The 21,466-nt window shown below is 70.7% G+C and carries 21 protein-coding genes; 5 read left to right on the top strand and 16 right to left on the bottom strand.

All coding sequences use genetic code 11. From position 1 onward, the window contains the following. The first annotated feature begins 46 nt into the window (after positions 1-46). Entirely contained in the window at positions 47-1,006 is a 960-nt protein-coding gene (locus ABD658_RS10280) for an ADP-ribosylglycohydrolase family protein (RefSeq protein ID WP_344681811.1), read from the top strand. Here ABD658_RS10280 and ABD658_RS10275 read toward each other — a convergent pair. From ABD658_RS10275 to clpS, 7 genes are read right to left on the bottom strand one after another with little or no spacing between them, the layout of a single operon-like run. After that, positions 990-2,063: a 3'-5' exonuclease gene (locus ABD658_RS10275; protein ID WP_344681813.1), complete on the bottom strand. Its 1,074-nt coding sequence runs from the start codon at positions 2,061-2,063 to the stop codon at positions 990-992. The genes ABD658_RS10280 and ABD658_RS10275 overlap by 17 nt on opposite strands. Continuing rightward, positions 2,060-2,716: an RdgB/HAM1 family non-canonical purine NTP pyrophosphatase gene (gene rdgB, locus ABD658_RS10270; protein WP_344681815.1), complete on the bottom strand. Its 657-nt coding sequence runs from the start codon at positions 2,714-2,716 to the stop codon at positions 2,060-2,062. Before rdgB ends, ABD658_RS10275 begins: the two co-directional genes overlap by 4 nt. Continuing rightward, complete coding sequence (gene rph, locus ABD658_RS10265) at positions 2,713-3,453, bottom strand: ribonuclease PH (protein ID WP_344681817.1); 741 nt, start codon at positions 3,451-3,453, stop codon at positions 2,713-2,715. Before rph ends, rdgB begins: the two co-directional genes overlap by 4 nt. After that, on the bottom strand, positions 3,450-4,301 hold the full coding sequence (locus tag ABD658_RS10260; RefSeq protein ID WP_344681819.1) for an MBL fold metallo-hydrolase: 852 nt from the start codon (positions 4,299-4,301) through the stop codon (positions 3,450-3,452). The genes rph and ABD658_RS10260 overlap by 4 nt, the downstream gene beginning before the upstream one ends. 16 nt (positions 4,302-4,317) lie before the next feature. Beyond that, positions 4,318-5,265, bottom strand: coding sequence for a glutamate racemase (gene murI / locus ABD658_RS10255; protein ID WP_070162086.1), 948 nt, complete (start codon positions 5,263-5,265; stop codon positions 4,318-4,320). Beyond that, positions 5,262-5,969: a DUF2017 domain-containing protein gene (locus ABD658_RS10250; protein WP_344681821.1), complete on the bottom strand. Its 708-nt coding sequence runs from the start codon at positions 5,967-5,969 to the stop codon at positions 5,262-5,264. The genes murI and ABD658_RS10250 overlap by 4 nt, the downstream gene beginning before the upstream one ends. Before the next feature lie 3 nt (positions 5,970-5,972). Next, positions 5,973-6,281 (bottom strand): ATP-dependent Clp protease adapter ClpS, encoded by a 309-nt coding sequence (clpS, locus tag ABD658_RS10245; protein ID WP_070162090.1) that lies wholly within the window; start codon positions 6,279-6,281, stop codon positions 5,973-5,975. Positions 6,282-6,395: 114 nt separating this feature from the next. On the opposite strand from clpS, the gene ABD658_RS10240 reads away from it, so the two are divergent. Further along, on the top strand, positions 6,396-7,655 hold the full coding sequence (locus tag ABD658_RS10240; protein ID WP_425574504.1) for a nicotinate phosphoribosyltransferase: 1,260 nt from the start codon (positions 6,396-6,398) through the stop codon (positions 7,653-7,655). 72 nt (positions 7,656-7,727) lie between these two features. On the opposite strand, the gene ABD658_RS10235 is transcribed toward ABD658_RS10240, so the two are convergent. Further along, a complete protein-coding gene (locus ABD658_RS10235; protein WP_344681826.1) occupies positions 7,728-8,288 on the bottom strand; it encodes a helix-turn-helix domain-containing protein in 561 nt (186 codons plus the stop codon). 109 nt (positions 8,289-8,397) lie between these two features. Here ABD658_RS10235 and ABD658_RS10230 point away from each other — a divergent pair, with 109 nt between their 5' ends. Further along, on the top strand, positions 8,398-9,450 hold the full coding sequence (locus ABD658_RS10230; RefSeq protein WP_344681828.1) for an NAD(P)/FAD-dependent oxidoreductase: 1,053 nt from the start codon (positions 8,398-8,400) through the stop codon (positions 9,448-9,450). 73 nt (positions 9,451-9,523) lie between these two features. Then, complete coding sequence (locus ABD658_RS10225; RefSeq protein ID WP_070162094.1) at positions 9,524-10,168, top strand: isochorismatase family protein; 645 nt, start codon at positions 9,524-9,526, stop codon at positions 10,166-10,168. 55 nt (positions 10,169-10,223) lie between these two features. Here the strand turns inward: ABD658_RS10225 and ABD658_RS10220 are convergent, their stop codons facing one another. The 7 genes from ABD658_RS10220 to ABD658_RS10190 form a co-directional block, all read right to left on the bottom strand. Then, the gene (locus ABD658_RS10220) at positions 10,224-11,960 is read right to left on the bottom strand and encodes a DEAD/DEAH box helicase (protein ID WP_344681918.1); all 1,737 of its coding nucleotides are present in this window, start codon (positions 11,958-11,960) and stop codon (positions 10,224-10,226) included. Positions 11,961-12,245: 285 nt separating this feature from the next. Continuing rightward, positions 12,246-12,653 (bottom strand): DUF3039 domain-containing protein, encoded by a 408-nt coding sequence (locus ABD658_RS10215; protein ID WP_396954347.1) that lies wholly within the window; start codon positions 12,651-12,653, stop codon positions 12,246-12,248. 56 nt (positions 12,654-12,709) lie between these two features. After that, positions 12,710-13,498: a tyrosine-protein phosphatase gene (locus tag ABD658_RS10210; protein WP_344681832.1), complete on the bottom strand. Its 789-nt coding sequence runs from the start codon at positions 13,496-13,498 to the stop codon at positions 12,710-12,712. After that, entirely contained in the window at positions 13,491-15,080 is a 1,590-nt protein-coding gene (locus ABD658_RS10205) for a hypothetical protein (protein ID WP_344681834.1), read from the bottom strand. Before ABD658_RS10205 ends, ABD658_RS10210 begins: the two co-directional genes overlap by 8 nt. Next, positions 15,065-15,877, bottom strand: coding sequence for an ABC transporter ATP-binding protein (locus tag ABD658_RS10200; RefSeq protein WP_344681836.1), 813 nt, complete (start codon positions 15,875-15,877; stop codon positions 15,065-15,067). The genes ABD658_RS10205 and ABD658_RS10200 overlap by 16 nt, the downstream gene beginning before the upstream one ends. An 83-nt stretch (positions 15,878-15,960) precedes the next feature. Beyond that, positions 15,961-16,947: a tetratricopeptide repeat protein gene (locus ABD658_RS10195; protein WP_311024855.1), complete on the bottom strand. Its 987-nt coding sequence runs from the start codon at positions 16,945-16,947 to the stop codon at positions 15,961-15,963. Positions 16,948-17,000: 53 nt separating this feature from the next. Then, positions 17,001-19,358, bottom strand: a complete 2,358-nt coding sequence (locus ABD658_RS10190) for an ICP22 family protein (RefSeq protein WP_344681841.1) — start codon at positions 19,356-19,358, stop codon at positions 17,001-17,003. Between the two features lie 256 nt (positions 19,359-19,614). Between ABD658_RS10190 and ABD658_RS10185 the strand changes: the two genes are divergently transcribed. Beyond that, entirely contained in the window at positions 19,615-21,069 is a 1,455-nt protein-coding gene (locus ABD658_RS10185; RefSeq protein ID WP_344681843.1) for an AI-2E family transporter, read from the top strand. A 28-nt stretch (positions 21,070-21,097) separates the two neighbouring features. Here ABD658_RS10185 and ABD658_RS10180 read toward each other — a convergent pair whose 3' ends face one another. Then, positions 21,098-21,421 (bottom strand): hypothetical protein, encoded by a 324-nt coding sequence (locus tag ABD658_RS10180; protein WP_070162106.1) that lies wholly within the window; start codon positions 21,419-21,421, stop codon positions 21,098-21,100. Positions 21,422-21,466 lie beyond the last annotated feature (45 nt).

The raw sequence follows: 21,466 nt of genomic DNA, 5'->3' as shown, positions 1-21,466 counted from the left end.
GATCGACAGCACAGGATCGACAGCGCAGGGTCGATAGAGTAGGGGCGTGAGCAGTGATCAGAGCCCGTCAGCACAGAGCCCGTCCACCGCTGGTCCTGCCGCGGCAGACGCCGCACCCTCCCCCGATGCCCTGCTGATCCGCCGTCTGGGCCCGGTGCTGCGGGCGGGCCTCAGCGCCGCACTGGCTCCCGACCGGGAGACGCACCTCCTGCACGCGGAGGCCGCCCATCAGCTGTGCCTCGCGGACGGCCTCCTGGAGCTGCTGGACTGGACGCGCCAGGGTGTCCCCGCCGACCCGTTGGCCTGCCTGTGGCTCAGCTCCCTGCGGTGGCACCGGCTGCTGACCGGGGCCTTCCCCGATGGAGCCCCTGAGCCTCCGCGACGACCGCTCGACGCCGGTCTGGCCGCTCTGCTGCAGGAACCGCATCCGCGCCTGCGCCTGCAGGCAGACACCGGTGGGGTCTCCCTGGCGGGTCTCGCCGACGGCGAGATGGCCTACCTCTCGGCGCCCTCCCAGCCCTCCGCCCGCGATGCCGCTGGACTGGTGCGTCTGGTGCCGCTGGCACTGGTGCCCTATGTGGAGGAGCAGATGCTGCTCAGCTGGGCGGAGCAGGCACTGGCCCTGACCCAGGGGCATCCCGAGGTCCTCAGCGCCGCGCGCGAGCTGATCAGCCTGATCCGGAGCATCGCTCAGCGTCCGCACATGCCCGAGGCCGAGCGACAGGCGGCCGTGCGGCGGGCCGATGACCTGATGGCCGGTGCCGACGACGGCGCCCGCGCCGTCGTGCGGGCCCAGGTCGCCGCGACAGCCGCCTCGATGCAGCAGGACAAGCCGATGGAGCAGAACAAGCCGATGGAGCAGGACAAGCCGGTGGAGCAGAACAGCCCGGAGGACAGTGCCGCCCGCGTCGGTGCCGCATCAGCTCCGGTGCTCCCTCAGGAGCTCGAGGACGTTCTGAGGACATCTCTGCTCACGGACTGGGAGCAGGTCACCGCTCCGGCGTGAGCCGCACGGCCGCCGTCGGCGGCGGCTCGGTCGCGGCGGGCCACGCGCGTCCCAGCATGCCACTGAACTCGGACTCGTCGAGCACCCGGAGTGGCTGCCCGAGATCCCGCCGGCGCAGCGCGTCCCGGGCCTTGTTCGTGTGCAGCTGCTCCTGATCCGCGGGCCCCTGTACGGTGTACCCGTCACCGACCACGACGATCGTGGTGCCGGCGGTCACCCGGGACGTCGTCTGACCGCCGTGGGCGGCCACGAGCCGCTTCGCCTCAGGTCGGGGAATGCTGAGTCCGCCGGTGAAGACCACGTGCTGGCCGTAGAGCGGATGCCGGGGATCCGCGTCCGCGGCGGGCGGGAGGTTGCGGCCCTCGTCCTGCCAGCGCAGCAGGTCGGGCAGCGCCTCGTCCGGCACCGTGCGCAGTCGAGAGTCGAAGATCGGCCCCATGGCCCGCACCTGCGTGGTGGCACGGGAGACACGGTCCGGTGCCCCAGACCAGGCAGGAAGCCGCAGCCGCTCCAAGCCCTGGGCGAGGAAGAGCTCCTCGAGGTCCGCGGCCCCGGTCCGCGAGGCGATGTCGCAGACGATCGCCGCCGAGGCGCGAGCGTCCTCGAGCGCATGATGGTGACGGCTGAGCACATGCCCCGCTTCGGCCGCGGCGCGAGGCAAGGCGTGGGAGGGCAGGTCGTAGACCGCTCGGGACAGCTGCACGGAGCACCAGGACTCCAGACCCGGGGAGTCCATGCCGCTGACCTCCAGGGCGGCCTGGAACACCTCGACGTCGAAGGAGGCGTTGTGCGCCACCACGGTGTCATCGCCGATGAAGTCGATGACCTCGGGGAACACCTCGGAGAAGCGCGGCGCAGAGGCTACGGCCTCGGCGGTGATCCCGTGCACAGCGACGTTCTTGGGATCGAAGCGGTCGTAGCCCTCCGGCGGTCTCAGCTCGCGGTACAGTGTCTGCGCCTCGGCACCGTCGCGGATCCGCACCAGCCCCACGGAGCAGGGCGATCCCCGGAACCCGTTGGCCGTCTCGAAGTCGACCGCGGTGAAGTTCAGGCTCACCGCTGGCCGGCCCCCTGGAGGGCCGCCGCGATGTGCTCACGCAGGGCGGCGAAGGCCTGCCCCCGGTGAGAGATCGCGTTCTTCTCCGCCATCGTCAGCTCCGCGCAGCTGCGGGTCTCCCCCGTCGGCTGGAGGATGGGGTCATAGCCGAAGCCGCCTTCGCCTCGCGGCGCGCCCAGCAGCGTCCCCTCGAGGCGGCCGATGCGCGTGGTCTCCTGGCCATCGGGGGTCACCAGGGCCGCCGCACAGACGAACGCCGCGCCGCGGTGTTCCGCGGTGATGTCGGCCAGCTGTTCGAGCAGCAGGTGCAGGTTCCGCGCATCGGAGGACTGCGCCCCGGCCCATCGGGCGGAGAAGATCCCCGGCGCTCCTCCCAGGACGTCGACGGCGAGCCCGGAATCATCGGCCACTGCCGGCAGGCCGGTCGCGTCGGCCACGGCCCGGGCCTTGATCAGGGCGTTCTCCTCGAAGGTCACGCCCGTCTCCGCGACGACGGGGCAGCCGGCGGCCGCGGCGTCGCGGACAGCGGCCTCCAGGTCGAGACCCTGCAGCCCGGGGGCGTCGGCGAGCAGGGCACGCAGCTCACGGACCTTCCCGGCGTTGTGGGTGGCCAGCACGAGGCGGGCTCCATGAGGGGCGGAGGTGGTGCTCACGAGGCCAGCGCCTCCTGCTGCAGTCGAGTCAGCCGCGCAGTGCCGGTCAGAGCCAGGTCCAGCAGGGAGTCCAGCTCGTCCCGGCGGAACGGGGCTCCTTCAGCAGTGCCCTGGACCTCCACGAACTCTCCGTCGCCCGTGGCGACCACGTTCATGTCGGTCTGCGCCGTGGAGTCCTCCGAGTAGGGCAGGTCGAGCACCGGCGTGCCGTCTGGCAGGATCCCCACCGAGATCGCGGCCACGGATCCGGTCAGGACTTCGGCGCGACCCGCCACGTGGCCCTGCTCCCGAGCCCACGCCACCGCGTCGGCGAGCGCCACATAGGCGCCGGTGATGGCGGCGGTGCGCGTGCCGCCGTCGGCCTGGAGGACGTCGCAGTCCAGGGTGATCATGTTCTCCCCCAGTGCGGCCGTGTCCACCACTGCCCGCAGGGACCGTCCGATCAGTCGCGAGATCTCGTGGGTGCGGCCGCCGATCTTCCCCTTCACGGATTCGCGGGAGGAGCGGGTGTTGGTGGCCCGCGGCAGCATCGCGTACTCGGCGGTGACCCACCCGGTGCCGCGGCCCTTGAGCCATCGAGGGACGTTCGACTCGAAGGAGGCGGTGCACAGCACGCGGGTGTCACCGAACTCGATGAGGGCGGATCCCTCGGCATGTCCGGACCAGCCTCGGGTGATGGTGATCTCACGCAGCTGGTCGGGTGCGCGGCCGTCGGCTCGCAGGAGGTTCTCAGTCACGCTGTGGTCTCACGGTCCTCTCGGGATGATGCGACGGATGTGGTGACGGCCGGGGTCGGCGCGCCCACCTGATAGGTGACGCCGCCGACTGCGACGGCGATGTCGCCGTCGTAGGTGGCGGCCGCGTGCTCCAGCAGGACCTTCTTGGAGGTCCATACGGGGATGTGGGTCAGCAGCAGGCGCCCCGCCTCGGCGGCGGAGGCCATCTCACCGGCGCGTCGGCCGTTGAGGTGGACGCCCTCGATGTGGTCGTCACGGCCGTCCTCGAAGGCGGCCTCGCACAGGAACAGGTCCGTGCCGCGCGCAGCCTCTACGAGGTTGTCGCAGGCGTCGGTGTCGCCGGAATAGGTCAGCGTCCTCAGGCGACCATCGGCTCCCGGAGCCTCGACGCGCAGGGCATAGGCCTCGTCGATGGGATGCCGCACCGGGATCGCCGTGATGCGGAAGGGCCCGATCTGCTCGACTTGCCACGGGTTCCAGCTGTGGAAGTCGAAGTCCGGGTGCATGCCAGGGTCGGGCTCCATGCCGTAGGCGTTGGCGATGCGCTGATCGGTGTTCAGCGGCCCGAACACCGGAAGGTGGGGGCCCGGCCAGCCCCCGGGGCGCCAGCGGATGGCCACGTGGAGGCCGCACAGGTCCATGTAGTGGTCCGGGTGCAGGTGGCTCAGGCACACCGCATCCAGGTCCTCCAGGGCGATGTGCTGCTGCGGCTTGCCCAGGGCGCCGTTGCCGAGGTCCAGGATGATCCGCCACGTGCGCCCGTCGTGCTCGGCGCTGAGCAGATAGCACGACGCCGGGGACTCCGGCCCGGGGAATGAGCCGCTGCATCCGATGATCGTCAGTTCCATGTCCTGCCCCGTCCCCTCAGGTCGTGTCTCCGCCGACGGTGGGCGACGCGGCCGGTGTCGATGGACCGGCCTGCGCGGCCGCACGGGCCAGCATAGCGTCGGTGACCTGCGGAATCACACCGGTCGGATAGGTCTCCGTCACGTCGTCGAGCTGACGGACGTCCCCGACCTCGGGCCCCAGGAAGCGGCGGGCCAGCCGGTGGAAGGACGCCGCCGACCCGGTGGAGAGGAAGACGTGCTCCCCCGCGCCGGCGGAGTCGTCTCTGAGCAGGCCGTGGCGGGTCAGCGCCCGGAACAGATCCTTGGCGGTCTCCTCCGCCGAGGAGACCAAGGTCACGGCGTCTCCCATCACATAGGACAGCACGCCGGTGAGCAGCGGGTAGTGCGTGCAGCCCAGGACGAGCGTGTCAACGTGAGCTTCACGCAACGGTGCCGTGTAGCCCTCGGCGAGGGTGATCAGTTCGGGCGAGGCGGTGATGCCTCCTTCGACGAACTCCACGAACCGGGGGCAGGCCGCCGAGGTGATCTGCAGGTGCGGGGCCGCGGCGAAGGTGTCCTCGTAGGCCCGGGATCCGATGGTCGCTTCGGTGCCGATGACACCGATGCGTCCGGTCCGAGTGGCGGCCACCGCCCGGCGGACCGCCGGCTGGATGACCTCCACCACCGGGATGCCGTACCGCGCGGTGTACCGTTCGCGGGCGTCCCGCAGCACCGCCGACGAGGCGGAGTTGCACGCGATGACCAGGGCTTTGACGCCGGAGTCGACGAGTTCGTCCATCACGCCCAGCGACTGCGCCCGCACCTTGGCGATGGGCAGGGGGCCATAGGGCCCGCGGGCGGTGTCGCCGATGTAGAGCACAGACTCGCCGGGCAGCTGGTCGAGCACGGCGCGCGCCACGGTGAGCCCTCCGACACCCGAGTCGAAGATGCCGATGGGAGCCTCCGGTCGCGGCGGGGCCGTCACCGTCGGTCCCCGCCGTCGGCGTCGGGGGTCCCGCCGGGGTCCTGCTCGTCCTGCTCATCTTCCTCGGGGAGGAGCTCGACCATGGCGGTGAAGAGCGTCTCCTGCAGCCAGGTGATGAAGGTGTAGATCTCGGCCATGAACGTCTCGGTGGTCTTGGCCCGGGAGGAGACGGCGGACTGGTGGACGGTCTCGGCGTCGGCTTCGGTGCGGATCCCGAGGCGGGTGGCCAGGGTGAGCCGGACGTCGTTGAGTGCCCGTCCGAACGGCGGGGCCTGCTCCTCGGTCACGTGGACCGGGGAGGTCTCCAGCAGCATGCGGGCGGTGCGCAGGTCGGAGATCTTCGACTCCCGCAGCGAGCCCTCGGAGAGCCGGCGCAGCTGCGCGGCCTGCTCGGGGTCGCCGGAGGCGTCCGGCAGGAGTCTGGCCAGGACCTCGTCCTGGGGCGCCTCCAGGCTCTCGGAGGAGTCGAGTCCGGCCAGCTCGGCGCGGAAGTGCGCGAAGACGGAGGCCTCCTCGGTGCTCTCAGCCCGGTCCTCGCTGAGCGGGGGTCCCGAACCGGCTGGATCGGAGGCGTCGGCGAGCTCGGCGGTGCGCGCCTCCAGGAGCTCGATGACGTCGGCGCACAGCGAGCTGAGCAGGCGTCGCTCATGGGCGTCCAGATCGGCGCGGTAGCCGCGGGATGAGGCGCGGAATGCGGTGGCCACGGGTCAGGACTCCTCGAGGGTGGCCTGCAGGCCGTAGTGATGCATGGCAGTGACGTCCCGTTCGGCCTGCTCGCGGGTTCCGGTGGCCACCACGGCGCGCCCCTGCTCGTGGACCTGCAGCATCAGCTGGTGGGCCCGCTCCCGCGGATGGCCGAAGTAGGTGCGGAACACCCAGGCGACGTAGGACATGAGATTGACGGGGTCGTTCCAGACGACGACCTGATACGGACGCTGCACCTCAGGGAGCGACGAGAACTCGGCCTCGAGATCGGTCTCCTCACGGGTGAGCGTCGACCCTTCCACGGAGCTCATGGCGAGTATTCTACGCTGGAGGGCGTGACAGATTCATTCCGCCGCGAGGCCTCCGGCCCGTCCCCGGCCCCGAGCTCGTCCACCGCCCTGCTGACCGACCAGTACGAGCTGACCATGCTCCAGGCCGCGCTGCACTCGGGCGCGGCGCACCGGCGCTGCACCTTCGAGGTCTTCACCCGCAGCCTGCCTGCCGGGCGCCGCTACGGCGTCGTCGCCGGCACGGGTCGTCTGCTCGAGGGACTGGCGGACTTCCGCTTCGGGGACGAGGAGCTGGGCTTCCTGGCGGACCATCGGATCGTCGACGACGCGACGCTGGACTTCCTGCGCGGCTACCGCTTCAGCGGCAGCATCCACGGCTACGCCGAGGGTGAGATCTTCCTGCCGCATTCGCCGGTGCTGCGCGTGGAGTCCACCTTCGCCGAGGCGACCCTGCTGGAGACCTATGTGCTCTCGGTGCTCAACCATGACTCGGCGGTGGCCTCGGCCGCGTCCCGCATGACCATGGCCGCGGGCGATCGACCCTGTGTGGAGATGGGTTCCCGCCGCACCCAGGAGTCCTCAGCGGTCGCCGCGGCGCGCGCAGCCGTGATCACCGGATTCTCCGCGACCTCGAACCTGGAGGCCGGACGCCGGTGGCAGCTGCCCACATTGGGCACCGCGGCGCACGCCTTCACCCTGCTGCATGATTCCGAGGAGCAGGCCTTCGCCGCCCAGGTGGAGGCCTTCGGCGCGGGCACCTCGCTGCTGGTGGACACCTATGACGTCGAGGCGGCGGTGCGGCGGGCGGTGGAGATCGCCGGCCGGGAGCTGGGCGCGGTCCGCCTGGACTCGGGCGACCTCGTGGAGCAGGCCCATCAGGTCCGCGCCCTGCTGGACTCGCTGGGCAACACCGAGACCCGCATCATCGTCACCTCGGATCTCGACGAGTACGCGATCGCCCGTCTGCAGTCCGCTCCGGTGGACTCCTACGGGGTGGGCACCCAGCTGGTGACCGGATCGGGGGCTCCCACCGCCTCGATGGTCTACAAGCTGGTGGAGCGCACCGACGACGACGGCGCCCCGGTTCCGGTCGCCAAGACGGCGGTGGGCAAACGCAGTGTGGGCGGCACGAAGCATCCGGTGCGGACCTATGACGGCGACGGTGTGGCCGACGCCGAGGTGATCGGCGTGGGCCACGCCCCGCAGCTGGAGACGGACTCGTTCCGCGAGCTGATGGTGCCGCTGGTCGTCGACGGCAAGATCCGCACTGAGCACACCGGCGCGCCGGGGGTCGAGCGCGCCCGCGAGCGTCACCGGGCTTCGGTGGCGGAGCTGCCGCCCGCGGCCGCCCGGCTGCAGGACGGCGAGCCGGTCCTGCCCACGATCTTCTCGTGAGGCCCGGGGCTCACCGACCCGCAGCTGACCGGCCCGCAGCTGACCGGCCCGCAGCTGACCGGCCCGGAGCCGTCACTGGTCGGCCCCCTCGGCGGCCGTGTGCGGTGCCACACCCTCTTCGCTGAAGAGGCTGATGATCTCGGCCTCTCCCGGGCCGGCCGCGCTGAGGTTGTGCGGGATGAGCGTGTCGAACTCGGCGGCCTCTCCGCGGCCGAGGATCAGCTCCTCGTCGCCGAGCTGCAGCCGCAGTCGGCCGGAGGCCACATAGAACCACTCATAGCCCGGATGGGTGTGCAGCTGCTCCTGCCGGGGACGTTCCGCGTAGGTGATCCGGAACGCGTTGACCGGGGACCGCTCCTCGGACAGCGGCTGGACGACCATGTCCTCGGTGCGCCAGCCGGGGCGACATACCCGTGGGTCCGGCGTCTGGAGGACCAGCAGGTCGTCGACGGCGATCCCGAGCTCACGCGTCAGAGGCAGCAGCAGCTCGAGGCTGGCCTGCCGCTTTCCGGACTCCAGCCGCGAGATCGTCGAGGCGGAGATCCCCGAGGCACGGGCCAGTCGGTCCAGGGTCCAGCCGCGTCCCGTCCGGGCGGCCCGCAGCCTGATGCCGACCTGGGCGAGTTCCTTCATCTGCGGCCATCCTCTCCGACGACACGTCCTGTCCCCTCGATCCTGCCCCGTTTTTGCCGTTTCTGCAAGATGTCTTTCTGAGAACGTGTCGCAGGAGGACCATGGAGCCATGACCACAGACACTCCTCACATCACTCCGTCCACCGACCACTCCCCCTCCACCGCCGAGGGAGAGCAGTATGACGCCCTCGTCATCGGCGGCGGCCCCGCCGGGCTCAGCGCCGCCGTCTCCCTGGGACGCTCCCTGCGGCGGGTGCTGATCATCGACGCCGGAGCCCCGCGCAATCGCTTCGCCTCCCATATGCACACGGTGCTCGGCCACGAAGGGATCGATCCCGCCGAGCTGCTGCGTCGCGGCCGCCAGGAGGCGCTGAGCTACGGGGCCGACATCATCTCCGGGCGCGTCACCCGGCTGGCCGAGGCCACCGGTGCCGGCCCCGCGTCCATGGTCGCCGCCCTGGAGGACGGCCGGACCGTCTTCGGCCGCGTCGTCATCGCCGCCGCAGGCCTGGCCGACCAGCTCCCGGAGATTCCCGGCCTGGCCGAGCGCTGGGGCCGTTCCGTGCTCCACTGCCCCTACTGCCACGGCTGGGAGGTCCGGGGACAGCGCATCGGCGTGCTGGCCACGAGCCCGTTCGCCCTCCACCACGCCGAGCTGCTGCGCCAGTGGACCGACCGGATCACCTTTTTCAGCGCCGGCGCCGGAGAGCTCTCCGAGGAGACCGCCGCCCGCCTGAGCTCACGGGGCGTGAGGATCGAGCCTGTCGAGGTCACGGAGGTCGAGGGGGCAGGTGATGCGCTCTCCGGGGTGATCCTGGCCGACGGGCGCCACGTGCCGGTGGACGCGCTGTTCACCCTCGGGGCGCCGCGCCCCCATGACGGCTTCCTCGCCGGCTTCGAGCTGGACCGAACCCCGAGCCCCATGGGTGACGTCCTCGCCGTCGACGCCACCGGCCGCACCAGCCACCCACGCATCTGGGCCGCCGGGAACGTGGCCAGCCCGGCAGCCAATGTGGTGGTGTCGATGAGCGGGGGCACCATGGCCGGCGCCGGGGCCAACATGGCGCTGGTGACCGAAGACTTCGACCTCGCCCAGCAGACCGCCCAGCAGCAGGGCGCCGCGCTCGACGGCACGCCAGGAGCCCTCGCATCGCGCACGTGACCCCTCCCTCGGCGGTGCAGTAGCGTGGTCACCACGTGGACGATCCCACGCCCACCGTCGAAGGAGGAGTTCCATGGCCGACGCTCTGATCATCGTCGACGTCCAGCAAGATTTCTGTGAAGGCGGCGCGCTCGCCGTGCAGGGCGGCGCCCAGGTGGCCGGCGAGATCAGCGAGCACCTGGAAGTCGCCCACGCGGACTATGACGCCGTGGCCACCACTCAGGACTGGCACATCGACCCGGGCGGCCACTTCTCCGCCGACCCGGACTTCCGGACCAGCTGGCCGGTCCACTGTGTGGCGGGCGAGCGCGGAGCCGAGCTGCACGACGACCTGGACACCGAGCACGTCGGGGCCCGCTTCCTCAAGGGGCTGTACTCCGACGGCTACTCGGGCTTCGAAGGGATGTTGGGAGACCCGGAGCGGGTCGGCACCCTGGAGGGCGAGAAGGGCGTCAAGGTCACCCCGGGCGACGCCGTGGCCGAGGACGCGCCGGACCTGCACGCCTGGCTGACGGAGCAGGAGATCGACACCGTCACCGTGGTGGGGCTGGCCACCGACCACTGTGTGCGCGCCACGGTCCTGGACGCCGTGGAGAACGGGTATCAGGTCCGGGTGATCCGTGAGCTGACCGCAGGGGTGGACCCGGACAGGACCGCAGAGGCCTGGGAGGAGTTCGCCGAGGCGGACGTGGAGATCCTCAGCCTCGACGACCTGTGAGCCCCGCACGGCCGGCCCTGCCGGCACCGGCGGGATGCACGGTGCCGCAGTCTGCTCATCTCCGGCCGACGAACCAGTTCTGCAGCTTCTTCAGCCGAGCCTCCAGCTGCGCCTGGGTGGCCTGGCCCACCTGAGGCCCGCCGCAGGCCTCCCGGAGCTTGTTGTGCACCGTGCCCTGGTGCATGCCCGTCTTGGCCGAGTAGGCCGAGACCGAGGAGTTGAGCTGGCTGCGCAGCTTCTTGAGCTGCCGGTGGTCCACCACGTCGGCCGGCCGCTCCCGGGCCGCCTCCGGTCGGCGCTTGAGCTGCTGGGCCTGGTGCTGCTTCAGCAGGGTGGAGACCTGCTCCGGCTCGAGAAGCCCGGGGATGCCCAGGAAGTCCATCTCCTCCTCGGAGCCCACGGCCCCTCCGAGGCCGAACTCGTCACCGTCGAAGAGGACCTTGTCGAAGGCGGCGTTCGAGTGGAGCGCGGCGAACTTCCCCTTGGTCAGCTCCTCGGAGGCGCGGTCCTCCTTCTCCGCCTCGTCCAGGAGGTCCTGCTCCGGGATCTCGCCCTCCTCATCGTGGGCCTGCGGCACCTCCAGGGCGTGGTCCCGCTCCTCCTCCATCTCGTTGGCCAGCTCGGTGAGCACCGGCACGGAGGGCAGGAAGACGCTGGCGACCTCGTTGGCCTGGCGGCGACGCACGAAGCGACCGATCGCCTGGGCGAAGAACAGCGGCGTCGACGTCGAGGTCGCATAGACTCCCACGCACAGCCGAGGCACGTCCACGCCTTCGGAGACCATCCGGACCGCGACCATCCACATCCGCGAGCCGTCCGCGGAGAAGTCCTCGATGCGTTGCGAGGCCTCCTTGTCATCCGAGAGGACGATCGTCGTCTTCAGACCGGTGAGCTGGTCCAACTGGGCGGCATAGGCACGTGCCGTCTCGTGGTCGGTCGCGATGACCAGCCCCCCAGCGTCCTCCACCTTCTCCCGCACGTTCAGCAGCCGCCGATGGGCGGCCGAGAGCACAGCGGGGATCCACTCACCCTCGGGATTCAGCGCCGTGCGCCAGGCGTGATTGGTGATGTCCTTGGTGGCGGCCGCCCCGAGCTGGGCCTCCATCTCCTCACCGGCGGAGGTGCGCCAGCGCATGTTGCCCGAGTAGGCCATGAAGACCACGGGCCGCACGACCTTGTCCTTCAGCGCAGGTCCGTAGCCGTACGAGTAGTCCGCCTTCGAGCGTCGCACACCATCGGCATCCTCCACGTAGTCGACGAACGGGATGGGTGAGGTGTCCGAGCGGAACGGTGTGCCGGTCAGGGCGAGCCGGCGCCTGGCGGGGATGAAGGCCTCGCGGATGCCGTCGCCCCAGGAGAGTGCGTCCCCGGCATGGTGGATCTCGTCCAGGATCACCAGGGTGCGTCCTGCTTCGGTCTTGTTCCGATGCAGGGCCGGCTTGTTCGCCACCTGGGCATACGTCACCGCGACTCCGATGTACTGCCGGCCGTGACGGCCGTCGGAGTTCTTGAAGTTCGGGTCGATGGCCAGGCCGATGCGGGAGGCAGCATCGGCCCACTGATGCTTGAGGTGCTCGGTGGGCGCCACCACACAGATGCGATTGATCTCCCCGGAGTCCACCAGCAGCTTCGCCACACGCAGAGCGAAGGTCGTCTTGCCGGCCCCGGGCGTGGCGACCGCCATGAAGTCCTGCGGAGACTTCTGGATGTAGAGGTCGAGGGCCTCCTGCTGCCATTGTCGCAGCTTCGGCGCGGTGCCGCGGGCGGCACGGTGCGGATAGACCGGCGGCATCGAGGCCCCGACGTCGGTGCCGACGTCGAACAGCGACTCGGTCTGAACGCCTGAGGAATCAGTCACGGCTGTACTTGCACCCTTGATGGTCGAGTTCCGGTGATGACGAGAGGCGGCTAGGACGGCCGCAGGCGCGGGTCTGCGCCGCGAAGGATCTGCTCATGGCGCCGGCGCACTGCGCACCCGGCGGCCCGGTGAAGGCCACACGCTGACGATGCCCCGACAGGCACGCACACCGGGGCGAGATCGGATCAGTGCACCAGGAGCCGCGCTGATGGGGCAGGCTCAGCGATTCCGGCCGAAGCCGAAGAAGCCGCCGCCTCGACGACCGCCGGACTCACCGTCGCCGTCGCCGCCGCCCTGAAGTCCTTCGTAGATCTCCTGGCACTCGGGGCAGACCGGGAACTTCTTAGGGTCCCGGGACGGAACCCACACCTTCCCACAGAGGGCCACGACGGCGCCGCCCTCCAGGGCGGACTCCATGATCCGGTCCTTCTTCACGTAGTGGGAGAAGCGCTCGTGGTCGCCCGGCTCGGACAGCTGCTCCTGGTGCTCCCGCTCGATCGTCGCCGCGCCGCCGGGCGACGGAGCCGAGGACGGGTCCGCAGTGTGCATGCCGAAGGGGACCCGGGCCGCGGCAGCGGCGAGGTCCTCCTCACGGGACGGGCGGAGGCTGTGCTGGTGAACCATCATGGCCGCCATTCTACCGGTCCACCCTGACAGAGGGGAGCAGGCGACGTCGGCGTCGCTCACCCCGGATCCACAAGGTGGGCGCGCAGTCGCCGGTGCAGGGCGACGTCGAGGCCGGCGCGTTCCAGTCGGTCACGCAGTCCCTCCGGGCCGCCCAGCTGCTCCAGCATCGCCTGCATCGTGGCCGCCGGGGCCCGCAGCATCGCGTGGTTCCGGTCGACGTCCCGCATGCGCCCGTCAGGGGCCGCGACATGGCCTGCCGACCTCAGCCGGGTCAGCACGGCGGGAACTCTGGCATCGGTGGCGGTGTAGTCGGCGACGATGTCCTCGGTCCGGGCCCCCAGAGCTGCCAGCACGGCGGCCACCACCACACCGGTGCGGTCCTTGCCCGCCGCGCAGTGGACCAGGGCACCTCCCGGATGCTCCGCGACGTGCCGCACCGCCTGCACCAGATCGGCGGCCCGTCCGTCCACCAGCGAGGCGTACCAGCGGCCGGCGCCCTCAGGGCTCGTCGTCTGCTCGAACACCGCCGCCATCACCTCGGGGTCGGCCACCTCCTGGGTCAGCGGAAGATGATGCCTGCGCATGCCATAGTCGGCCGCCAGACCCGGGCCCGTGGCCCGCAGCTCCTGGTCCGAGCGCAGGTCGATGATCCTCCGCAGACCAGTGGCGGTCAGCTCTGCCAGCTGGTCCGCCGAGGCGAGGGCGACGTCGTCGGCGCGCCACAGCCGCGCCGGACGCAGTCTCCCTCCACGGACGGGCAGCCCCCCGAGGTCCCGCAGGTTCTCGAGCCGGGACAGCCGCAGACGGGGCCGGGAGCCCGACTGCGCGGGTGAGGACTCAGGCATGGGCCTGCACCTGCTGGAACAGCTCCGGCTGGCTGCGGTCGAAGACCCGTGCGCCCAGGAGGAGTCCCGCCCCCAGGAGGCCAGCTCCCTTGAGCACGGCGACCGTCGCCGTCACCGCGCCCACCCAGCCGATGCCGGTGAACGTCCAGACGATCCAGCCCACCAGCTCCGGGACCATGAGCAGTCCGATGGCCGCCATGGAGAGGAGCTGGATCACCATGACCCGCCCCAGCGCGCCCTGCGGCTGTTTGAACGGGCTGTCCCCCGGCTTGGGCACCGGGTAGGTGAAGCGCGCCGAGACCAGGGAGGAGACGCCCACAGCGGTCAGCAGCATCCCGACGCTGACCGTCGCCGTCAGCACCATCGGCATCGGCCCACCGGCGATCCAGGAAGGGACCATCGCGGCGAGCAGCGTCGCCGGAAGGGCGAAGGTCAGCAGGGCGACAGCCCGACCCGCGCGATCGTCGATGCCGCGGATCCCGGCGGTCACATGCAGGCTGAAGGCCGTGTGGTCATAGGAGACGTCCGCGGAGATCGCATAGCCGAGGGTGAAGGCGAGGAACGGTCCAAGGCCGTAGAGGAAGACCGTCTGGCCGGTCTGCAGATGCAGGAAGATCGCCAGGATCACCAGCCCGGGGACCACCACCAGCGATCCCCCATACCGCGGGTCCTTGAGCCAGTACGTCAGCGACCGGGCCGCGACTGCGCCCCACGGGCGGTCGGGGAAGATCGCGAAGAGACCCAGCCTGCCCTGCTGAGCGGATCGTCGTCGTGTCTTCGGTGCCGGCGGTCGTTCGGTGAGCGTGACGAGACCGGCCCGGACCACCAGCAGGGCCGCCGCGATCGTCGCAGCGAGCACCAACAGGTGCAGCGCGAGGGCTCCCCAGCGACCGGCGGCGACGTCCCCGGGCAGCGCCGCCCCTGCGCCGAGCGGGGTGTAGGACACCACACCGGCGATCGTCGGCATCGCCTCGGCGAGACCTCCGGCGGTGTTCTGCACCATGGTGATCGCCGGCCAGATGAGCATGGCGAGCCCCAGGCCCAGGATCGCCATGAGGTCCCGGAACCGGCGCCCGTCGAGCCAGGCGCTGGCCGCCGTCACCGCGGCCTGGCTGACCAGGGAGAACGTCAGCAGCAGCACGGGCGCGCTGACCAACGCGACGACCAGGGCGGCAGGCTCCGCCCGCCAGTAGAGGATGTAGCCGATCAGCCACAGCAGCGTCAGGACCGACCCGATCGAGACCAGCCCGCACAGCAGCAGACCCACCACCAGGGTGCGCCGCGGCAGCCCGTAGGTCACCAGCTGCTTCGGATCCATCACCGTGTCTCCGCCGGTCAGGAAGAGCGGGACCAGCAGCCAGAGGAGCATCACGCCCGCACCGAGCAGCACCGAGTACGTCTGGCGCAGCTCCGGCTCCAGGCCCACCAGAGGTGACCCGCCGGCCACCATCCCGGCGACCACCAGTCCCGTGATGCCCACCCCGTAGAGCAGGGCGAAGAGGGTGCCGACCACCTGCCAGGCGGATCGCTTGAAGCTGTTGGCGGACAGCGTGAGCTTGAGCCGGATCAGAGTCGCAACCATGACAGCTCCTGTTCGCCACCTTCGAGCCCGACGAGCTCCACGAAGCGGCTCTCCAGGTCCTGGCCGTCGCGGACCTGCTCGACCGTGCCGGAGGCCAGAAGCCGTCCCTCGGCGATGACGCCCACATGCGTGCACATGCGCTCGACCAGGTCCATCACGTGGCTGGAGAGGATCACGGTGCCGCCGGAGGCCACATAGCTGTCGAGCAGCCCTCGAATGGTGCGGGCGGAGACCGGGTCGACCGCTTCGAACGGTTCGTCGAGCACCAGAAGCTCCGGGGCGTGGATCATCGCGGAGGCCAGGGCGATCTTCTTGGTCATGCCTGCCGAGTAGTCGGCGACCAGCGTGTCCGCGGCGTCGGCGAGGCCCAGCACGCGCAGCAGGTCAGCGGAGCGCTGAGCCACGGTCTCCCGATCCATGCCGCGCAGCAGCCCCGCATAGGTCACCAGCTGCTCACCGGTGAGCCGATTGAACAGCACGACGCCGTCGGCCAGCACGCCCATGCGCCTCTTGGCCGCCAGAGGTCGCTCCCAGACGTCGATGCCGCCGACCTCCGCCGCGCCCTGGTCCGGGCGCAGCAGCCCGGTCGCCATGGAGAGCGACGTCGTTTTGCCGGCGCCGTTGGGACCCACGAAGCCGTAGAAGGATCCGCGGGGGACCTCCAGGTCCAGGCCGGCCACCGCGAGCTTCTCGCCGAAACGCTTGGTGAGGCCTCGCAGCCGCAGGGCCGCGACGCCGGCGTCCTGGCGGGGCGAGCCGGCCGGAGCGGGGAACGGTGTCTCAGCGATGTCTGCCATGGGCCACAGGCTACTGGCCCGATCGGATGTCGAGCATCCACCCTCGGGATGATCCAGGAGGTCGGTGTCCGCCGGCGACGGGCTCAGAAGAGAGCGCGGGCGAGCTGCTGGCGGGACCTGTTCACCCGCGGATCGGTGTCTCCGACGATCGAGTAGAGCTCGACCAGATGCGCTCGGGCCTTCTCTCGGTCATCACCGGTGTGCGCCCGGATGAAGCCGATGAGCCGTGCGAAGGCGTCCTCCACATGGCCGCCCAGGACGTCCACGTCGGCCACGGCGATCTGCGCGTCGACGTCGTCCGGGTTCTCGGCGGCCCCAGTGCGCGTCTGCTGCACGTCCAGGTCCTGGGTGCGCCGCATGAGCTTCACCTGGGCCAGTCCCAGCGAAGCCTGGGAGTCATCCGGCTTCTCCCGCAGCGCCTTCTCATAGGCGGCGACAGCGGCCTCGAGGTCCCCACGCTCCAGGGCGTCGTGCGCCTCCTGATGCAGGGGCGGCAGCTCGGGCTCCTCGCCGGCAGTTCCCGCACGGCGGCTCTGCGGGGGCAGCTTCTGTGTCATGCCGTTCTGGGTGGCCAGCTGGACCATCTGGGTCACGACCTCGCCGAGCTGATCCGCCGGCACGGTGGAGTCGAACTCTCCCACCGGGCGTCCGCCGATGAAGGCGGTGGCCACCGGGATCTGGTCTGCACCCTGGGCCTGGGCGAGCTCAGGGCTGGTCGAGGCGTCCACCTCGGCCAGCAGCACGCGGCCCTGCTGGGCATCCACATGGTCGGCGAGCGTCGTGCGCATCGTCGCCGAGGCCTCGTCCGCACCATGGATGAGGACGAGGACCGGGGCCTGTGCGGAGAGCTGGACGATCTGCTGCAGCTGCTCGGGCCGGATCGGCACGACCCAGCTGTCGGCGCCGGCCGCGTGCTCGCCGCCGGGCTGGCCGGGATCGGGCTGCGGTCCGCCGCCGCCCAGCTGGGAGAGGTCGACGGCGCCGCGCGTGTTCACCGACGCGTGCGCCTCGGTCTGGGATTCGGGTCCTGGCTGGGTCACAGCGCTCACTCCTCCATCAGTGCTGCTCATCGGTTGCTGCTCCTCATGACCGGAGCCCGGCCGTGCGCGGGCCCACGGCCGCCTCAGTCGAGGATGTGCACGTCATTCACGATATCGTGCACGCCCAGCAGAACGACCGGGTCCTCGTCCTCGGCGGGGATGTGGAGGATCATCGATTCCCGGCTGACGACGTCGGCGTCGGCGGTGGTGGAGCTCGTGCCTGCGAGCTCGGCGAGCGTCTCGTCCTCGAAGATGATCTGGTCCCCCGGCTCGTGCGGGCGCAGCTGCATCGTCGAGTCGAAGGACCCGACGGCCAGCACGGAGCCGTCCGGGAGCCGGAGAGCCGTGGTGCCCTCCTCGGCCAGGGGCCGGGTGTAGGAGATGTCGATGTCTGCCGCGGACTCCTGCACCTCTTCCTGGTAGGACTGCAGGTCTTCGATGTAGGGGTTGTCCTCGACGTGCATGCCGAAGTAGTAGTCCCGGTTGTTCAGGAACACCGCCGTGCGCACCATGGCGAAGTCGGGGGCGAACCGCGCCACCTCCGCATCGGGGTCCACCGGCACCACACCGCCCTCCTCAGCGGAGATCGCCGGGAACTCCGTGCCAGGCATCATCATCACCGCCTGGGTCAGGCGGTAGTTGTCCCGCGCGGACTCCTGTTCGATGACCAGCACCTGCGGGATCTCCGAATCCTCGTGCCGGGTGATCACGACTGCCTGACGCGGGAACTCACCGGAGGAGGTCACGGCGGCGGCCAGCACCTCGGAGCCGACGGGCTCCGGCGCTGAGCCGTCAGCGATCTCCTGGTTCCGGTAGGTCAGCTCACGGACTTCGAAGGCATTGCCCGCCACGCGCTCCTGCAGGACGTCGACGTCCTGCTCCTCGTCGCCGGCCTCGACCACCTCCGCGATGTCGTCGACGATGCGCTGCAGCTGACTCTCGAGCAGCACGGAGTACTCCCCGGCCTCCGGCAGGTCGCCGGCCTCTCCGGTGCCGGAGGTGCCGCCCTCCTCGGCGCCCTCCTCGGCGTCCTCCTCGGCAGCCTCGCCGTCGTCAGCGCCGTCAGAGTCGTCAGCGTCCTCATCGTCAGCGGCCGCATCCTCTGCGGCCTCGTCCTCCGCCTGCTCCTCCTCCGGCGCGGCCTGCAGATCAGCGGCGATGTCGACCCCCGGCACCGCCGGGACGGCGACGGCGGCCAGCAGGGCGACCGACGAGCTGCGCCACCAGAAGGATCGCCGGCGGGGCTCCGGGGACTCAGCGGTGGGCTCGGTCACCTGGACCTCCTCGTCGTCCTCGTCGCCCTCAGGGTGCGCGTCGGCTGGTTCGTCGGTCTCGGTCTCCGAAGGCTCGTCGGCAGACGTGGCACCTTCAGCGTCGGCACCCTCGTCCGCTTCCCGAGGCGAAGGATCGACCTCGGCATCCGCCAGGGCGGGATCGGTCTCTGGGGCGGTGTCTGCGGCGGTGTCTGCGGCCTCGTCGTCGGCGACGTCGGTGGAGGGCGCCTCCACGGCCGGCACCACGGTGGTGGGCTCCTCGGCCCCGGGTTCATCAACGCCGGGTTCCTCAACGCCGGGCTCATCGGCCTCGGGCTCATCGACCTCAGTGGCTTCGCCCTCGGACGCGTTGCCCTCGGGAGCTGAGCCCTCGGGTGCAGTGTCCTCGGGTGCGGTGTCCTCGAGCGCCATGCCCTCGGGCGCCTCGTCATCGAGCGCCTCCGCAGAGGCCGTCGTCTCGGTCTCGGCGGCGGAATCGGTGCCCGCCGCGACAGGCACGTCGTCGTCGGCCACGACTTCCCCGTCATAGGCGGCGGCGAGCACATCCCGCTCCTTCCGCCGAGCCGCCAACGCCCGGTAGAACAGCACCAGCGCCAGAAGGATCAGCAGTCCGCCGACGATGATCAGGGCGATCCCCCACGTGCTGTCCACGGGCTGCTCGACCTCCACGGCGACGGCCGACGGGGCGGGCTCCTCGCCGTCACGGAAGATCATCAGTGCCCAGTCGCCGCTGTCATCCGGGGCCACCCAGCGGTAGACCAGCGGCCCCTCAGCGGTCTCGGTGGCCACCCACAGGTCCGAATCGGAGGGGTCCGGCACCTCGGACTCACCCGCGACGTGCTCCGCCACGACCTGCGCGTCCTGCTCGGGAGACGGCTCGTCGACGCCTGAGATCTGCACATGGGCGGCGTCGTCCACCCACGCCTCGATGTCGTCCAGACGTGCCAGGGCGATCGTGTACTCCCCCTCGGCCTCGAGGGTGAACTCCTCGCGGCCGTCGTCCAGGTCGACGACCCCGTCGGTGATCACGGTCAGCGGGGCGTCCTCGAGCTCAGGAGAGTGCGCCGTCACGGTCTCCTGAGGCGCCCAGACGGTCAGCTGGCCGATGCCGATCGCCAGAGCGGCCAGTCCGAACAGGAAGGCGAGGAGCGAAGACAGGAAGCGCACAGGCGGAGTGTCCTTTGAGGCGGGGGCACGATGACGGGCAGGCCGACGACAGACGGCCCGACTCTCTAGATTAGCCCACGATAACGATACGGTCACGCCGCGAGGCGTCACGCACCGACCGGCATTCCGGATCGTCCTCCGCCTGCCCCGGGCGACCCGGCGTACCCTGACTCACCCCCGATCCGGCCCCGCCACCCTCACGTGGAGCGTCTCCAGCCTCACGCGCAGATCATCAGGTCGCCGCTAGGGTGGTCATGTGAGCTTCCTGCAGCGCCGCCTGAGACGGCTGGCCTCCCGTGGTCGAGGCCGTGGAGTGTCCGAGCCGCGCCGCAGCGTGCCGGGTCCCCAGGACCCGGGCCCCACCGAGAGAGGAGCTCCGTCCGCGTCAGAGCCAGCGCCCCGTCGTCGACGGTTCTCCGGTCTGCGCCGGGCCCTGCAGCCCATCATCGTCGACCCCGACGAGCCGGTCCTCCGCTATGACGCCTACGGGCTTCCGCCCGAATCCGGCCCGGAGACGAGACCGCCCCAGGACCCGCAGGAGCCCAGGACGGACGAGGCCGCGGCCGACGTCGCCGGGCCCGGGCCCACATCCGCCGCAGGGGACCAGGAGGGCGCGTCCCGCGAGACGGCACACTTCCAGGAGCCGACGCCGTCCCGTACGCTGCAGCAGGTCACCCAGATCACCCGACCGGTGTACACGGGCTTCATGTTCACCGTCGGCGTCGGCCTGGCGCTGCTGATCTTCTACATCGGCCAGACCAACACGCAGCTGCTGATCTGGATCGGTGCCGCGCTGTTCATCGCCCTCGGTCTCGACCCCGTCGTCCGGGCGCTCGAGCGGTTGGGCCTGCCCCGGCCCGCCGGGGTGCTGGCCACCATGCTGGCCTTCGTCACGACCGTGTCCACCTTCATCGCCTGGCTCGCCCCAGCCGTCACGCAGCAGATGTCGAACTTCGTGACCTCGATCCCGCAGATCGTCTACGACATCTCCCGTTCCCCCTGGTTCCGGCGGCTCGACGAGGACTTCCAGGTCCAAGACATCATCGACAACGAGGTTGCCCGCTTCGTCGCCGATCCGTCGAACATCACCAACGCGCTGGGCGGCCTCTTCGGCGTCGGGGCCGCCGTGCTCACCACCGGCTTCGGGATGCTCGTGGTGGCGGTGCTCGCGCTCTACTTCCTCGCCTCCCTGCCCACGATGAAGGCCTGGGGCTACCGGCTGGTCCCCCGCTCCCGACGGCCCAGGATCCAGCATCTGGGCGATCGCATCCTCAACGGGGTCGGCTACTACGTCATCGGTCAGGCCTGTGTGGCCTTCCTCAACGGGGTGGTCGCCTACATCGCGATCACCATCGCCGGCGTGCCCTTCGGGGCGCTGTTCGCCGTCGTCGTCGGGGTGCTGGCCTTCATCCCGCTGGTCGGTCCGGTCACCGGCGGCTCTCTGGTGACGCTCATGGCGCTCACCGTCGACTGGCAGACGGCCGTGACGTTCGCGGCCATCTACTTCGTCTATCTGCAGATCGAGGCCTATCTGGTGTCCCCGCGCATCATGGCTCGCGCCGTGAGGATCCCCGCCGCGGTGGCCGTGATCTCTGTCATCGCGGGTGGCACGCTGCTGGGCGTCCTCGGAGCGCTCATGGCCATTCCGACGGCGGCCGCCCTCATGCTTCTCATCCGGGAAGTGCTCATCACGCACCAGGACAGTCGCTGAACCCTCGCGCCGGGTCCGACCGTCGACCTCAGCCGATGCGCCAGCAGTGGCTGTGCCAGTGGCGACGCTCCGCGGCGGCACGCTCGTCGCCGAAGATCGAGTCCGCCCGCCAGGCCACCACATGGGGAGTTCCCGGTTCGATGCGATGGTGGCATCCGGGGCAGACATAGGACTTCGTCGCTCCGGCCGCGGTGATGCGGCGGACGTGATATTCGCCGTCCCGCTTGGCGACTCGGCCTGCGGCGAAGCCTCCCGGCGAGAGCAGGCTCTCGTCCAGAGGGCGGGGCTCCTGCTGCCATTTGGAGGGTCCCCGCCGGCCGCCGCGCCGTGAACCCCGAGACCCCTTGCCCATAGCTCCCATTCTTCCAGAGGCTCAGCAGGTCTCGAGCATCGGGGA

It is taken from the genome of Nesterenkonia aethiopica, assembly GCF_039534665.1.
Taxonomy (GTDB): Bacteria; Actinomycetota; Actinomycetes; order Actinomycetales; family Micrococcaceae; genus Nesterenkonia; species Nesterenkonia aethiopica.
This window is presented reverse-complemented; position numbering and strand designations above follow the sequence as displayed.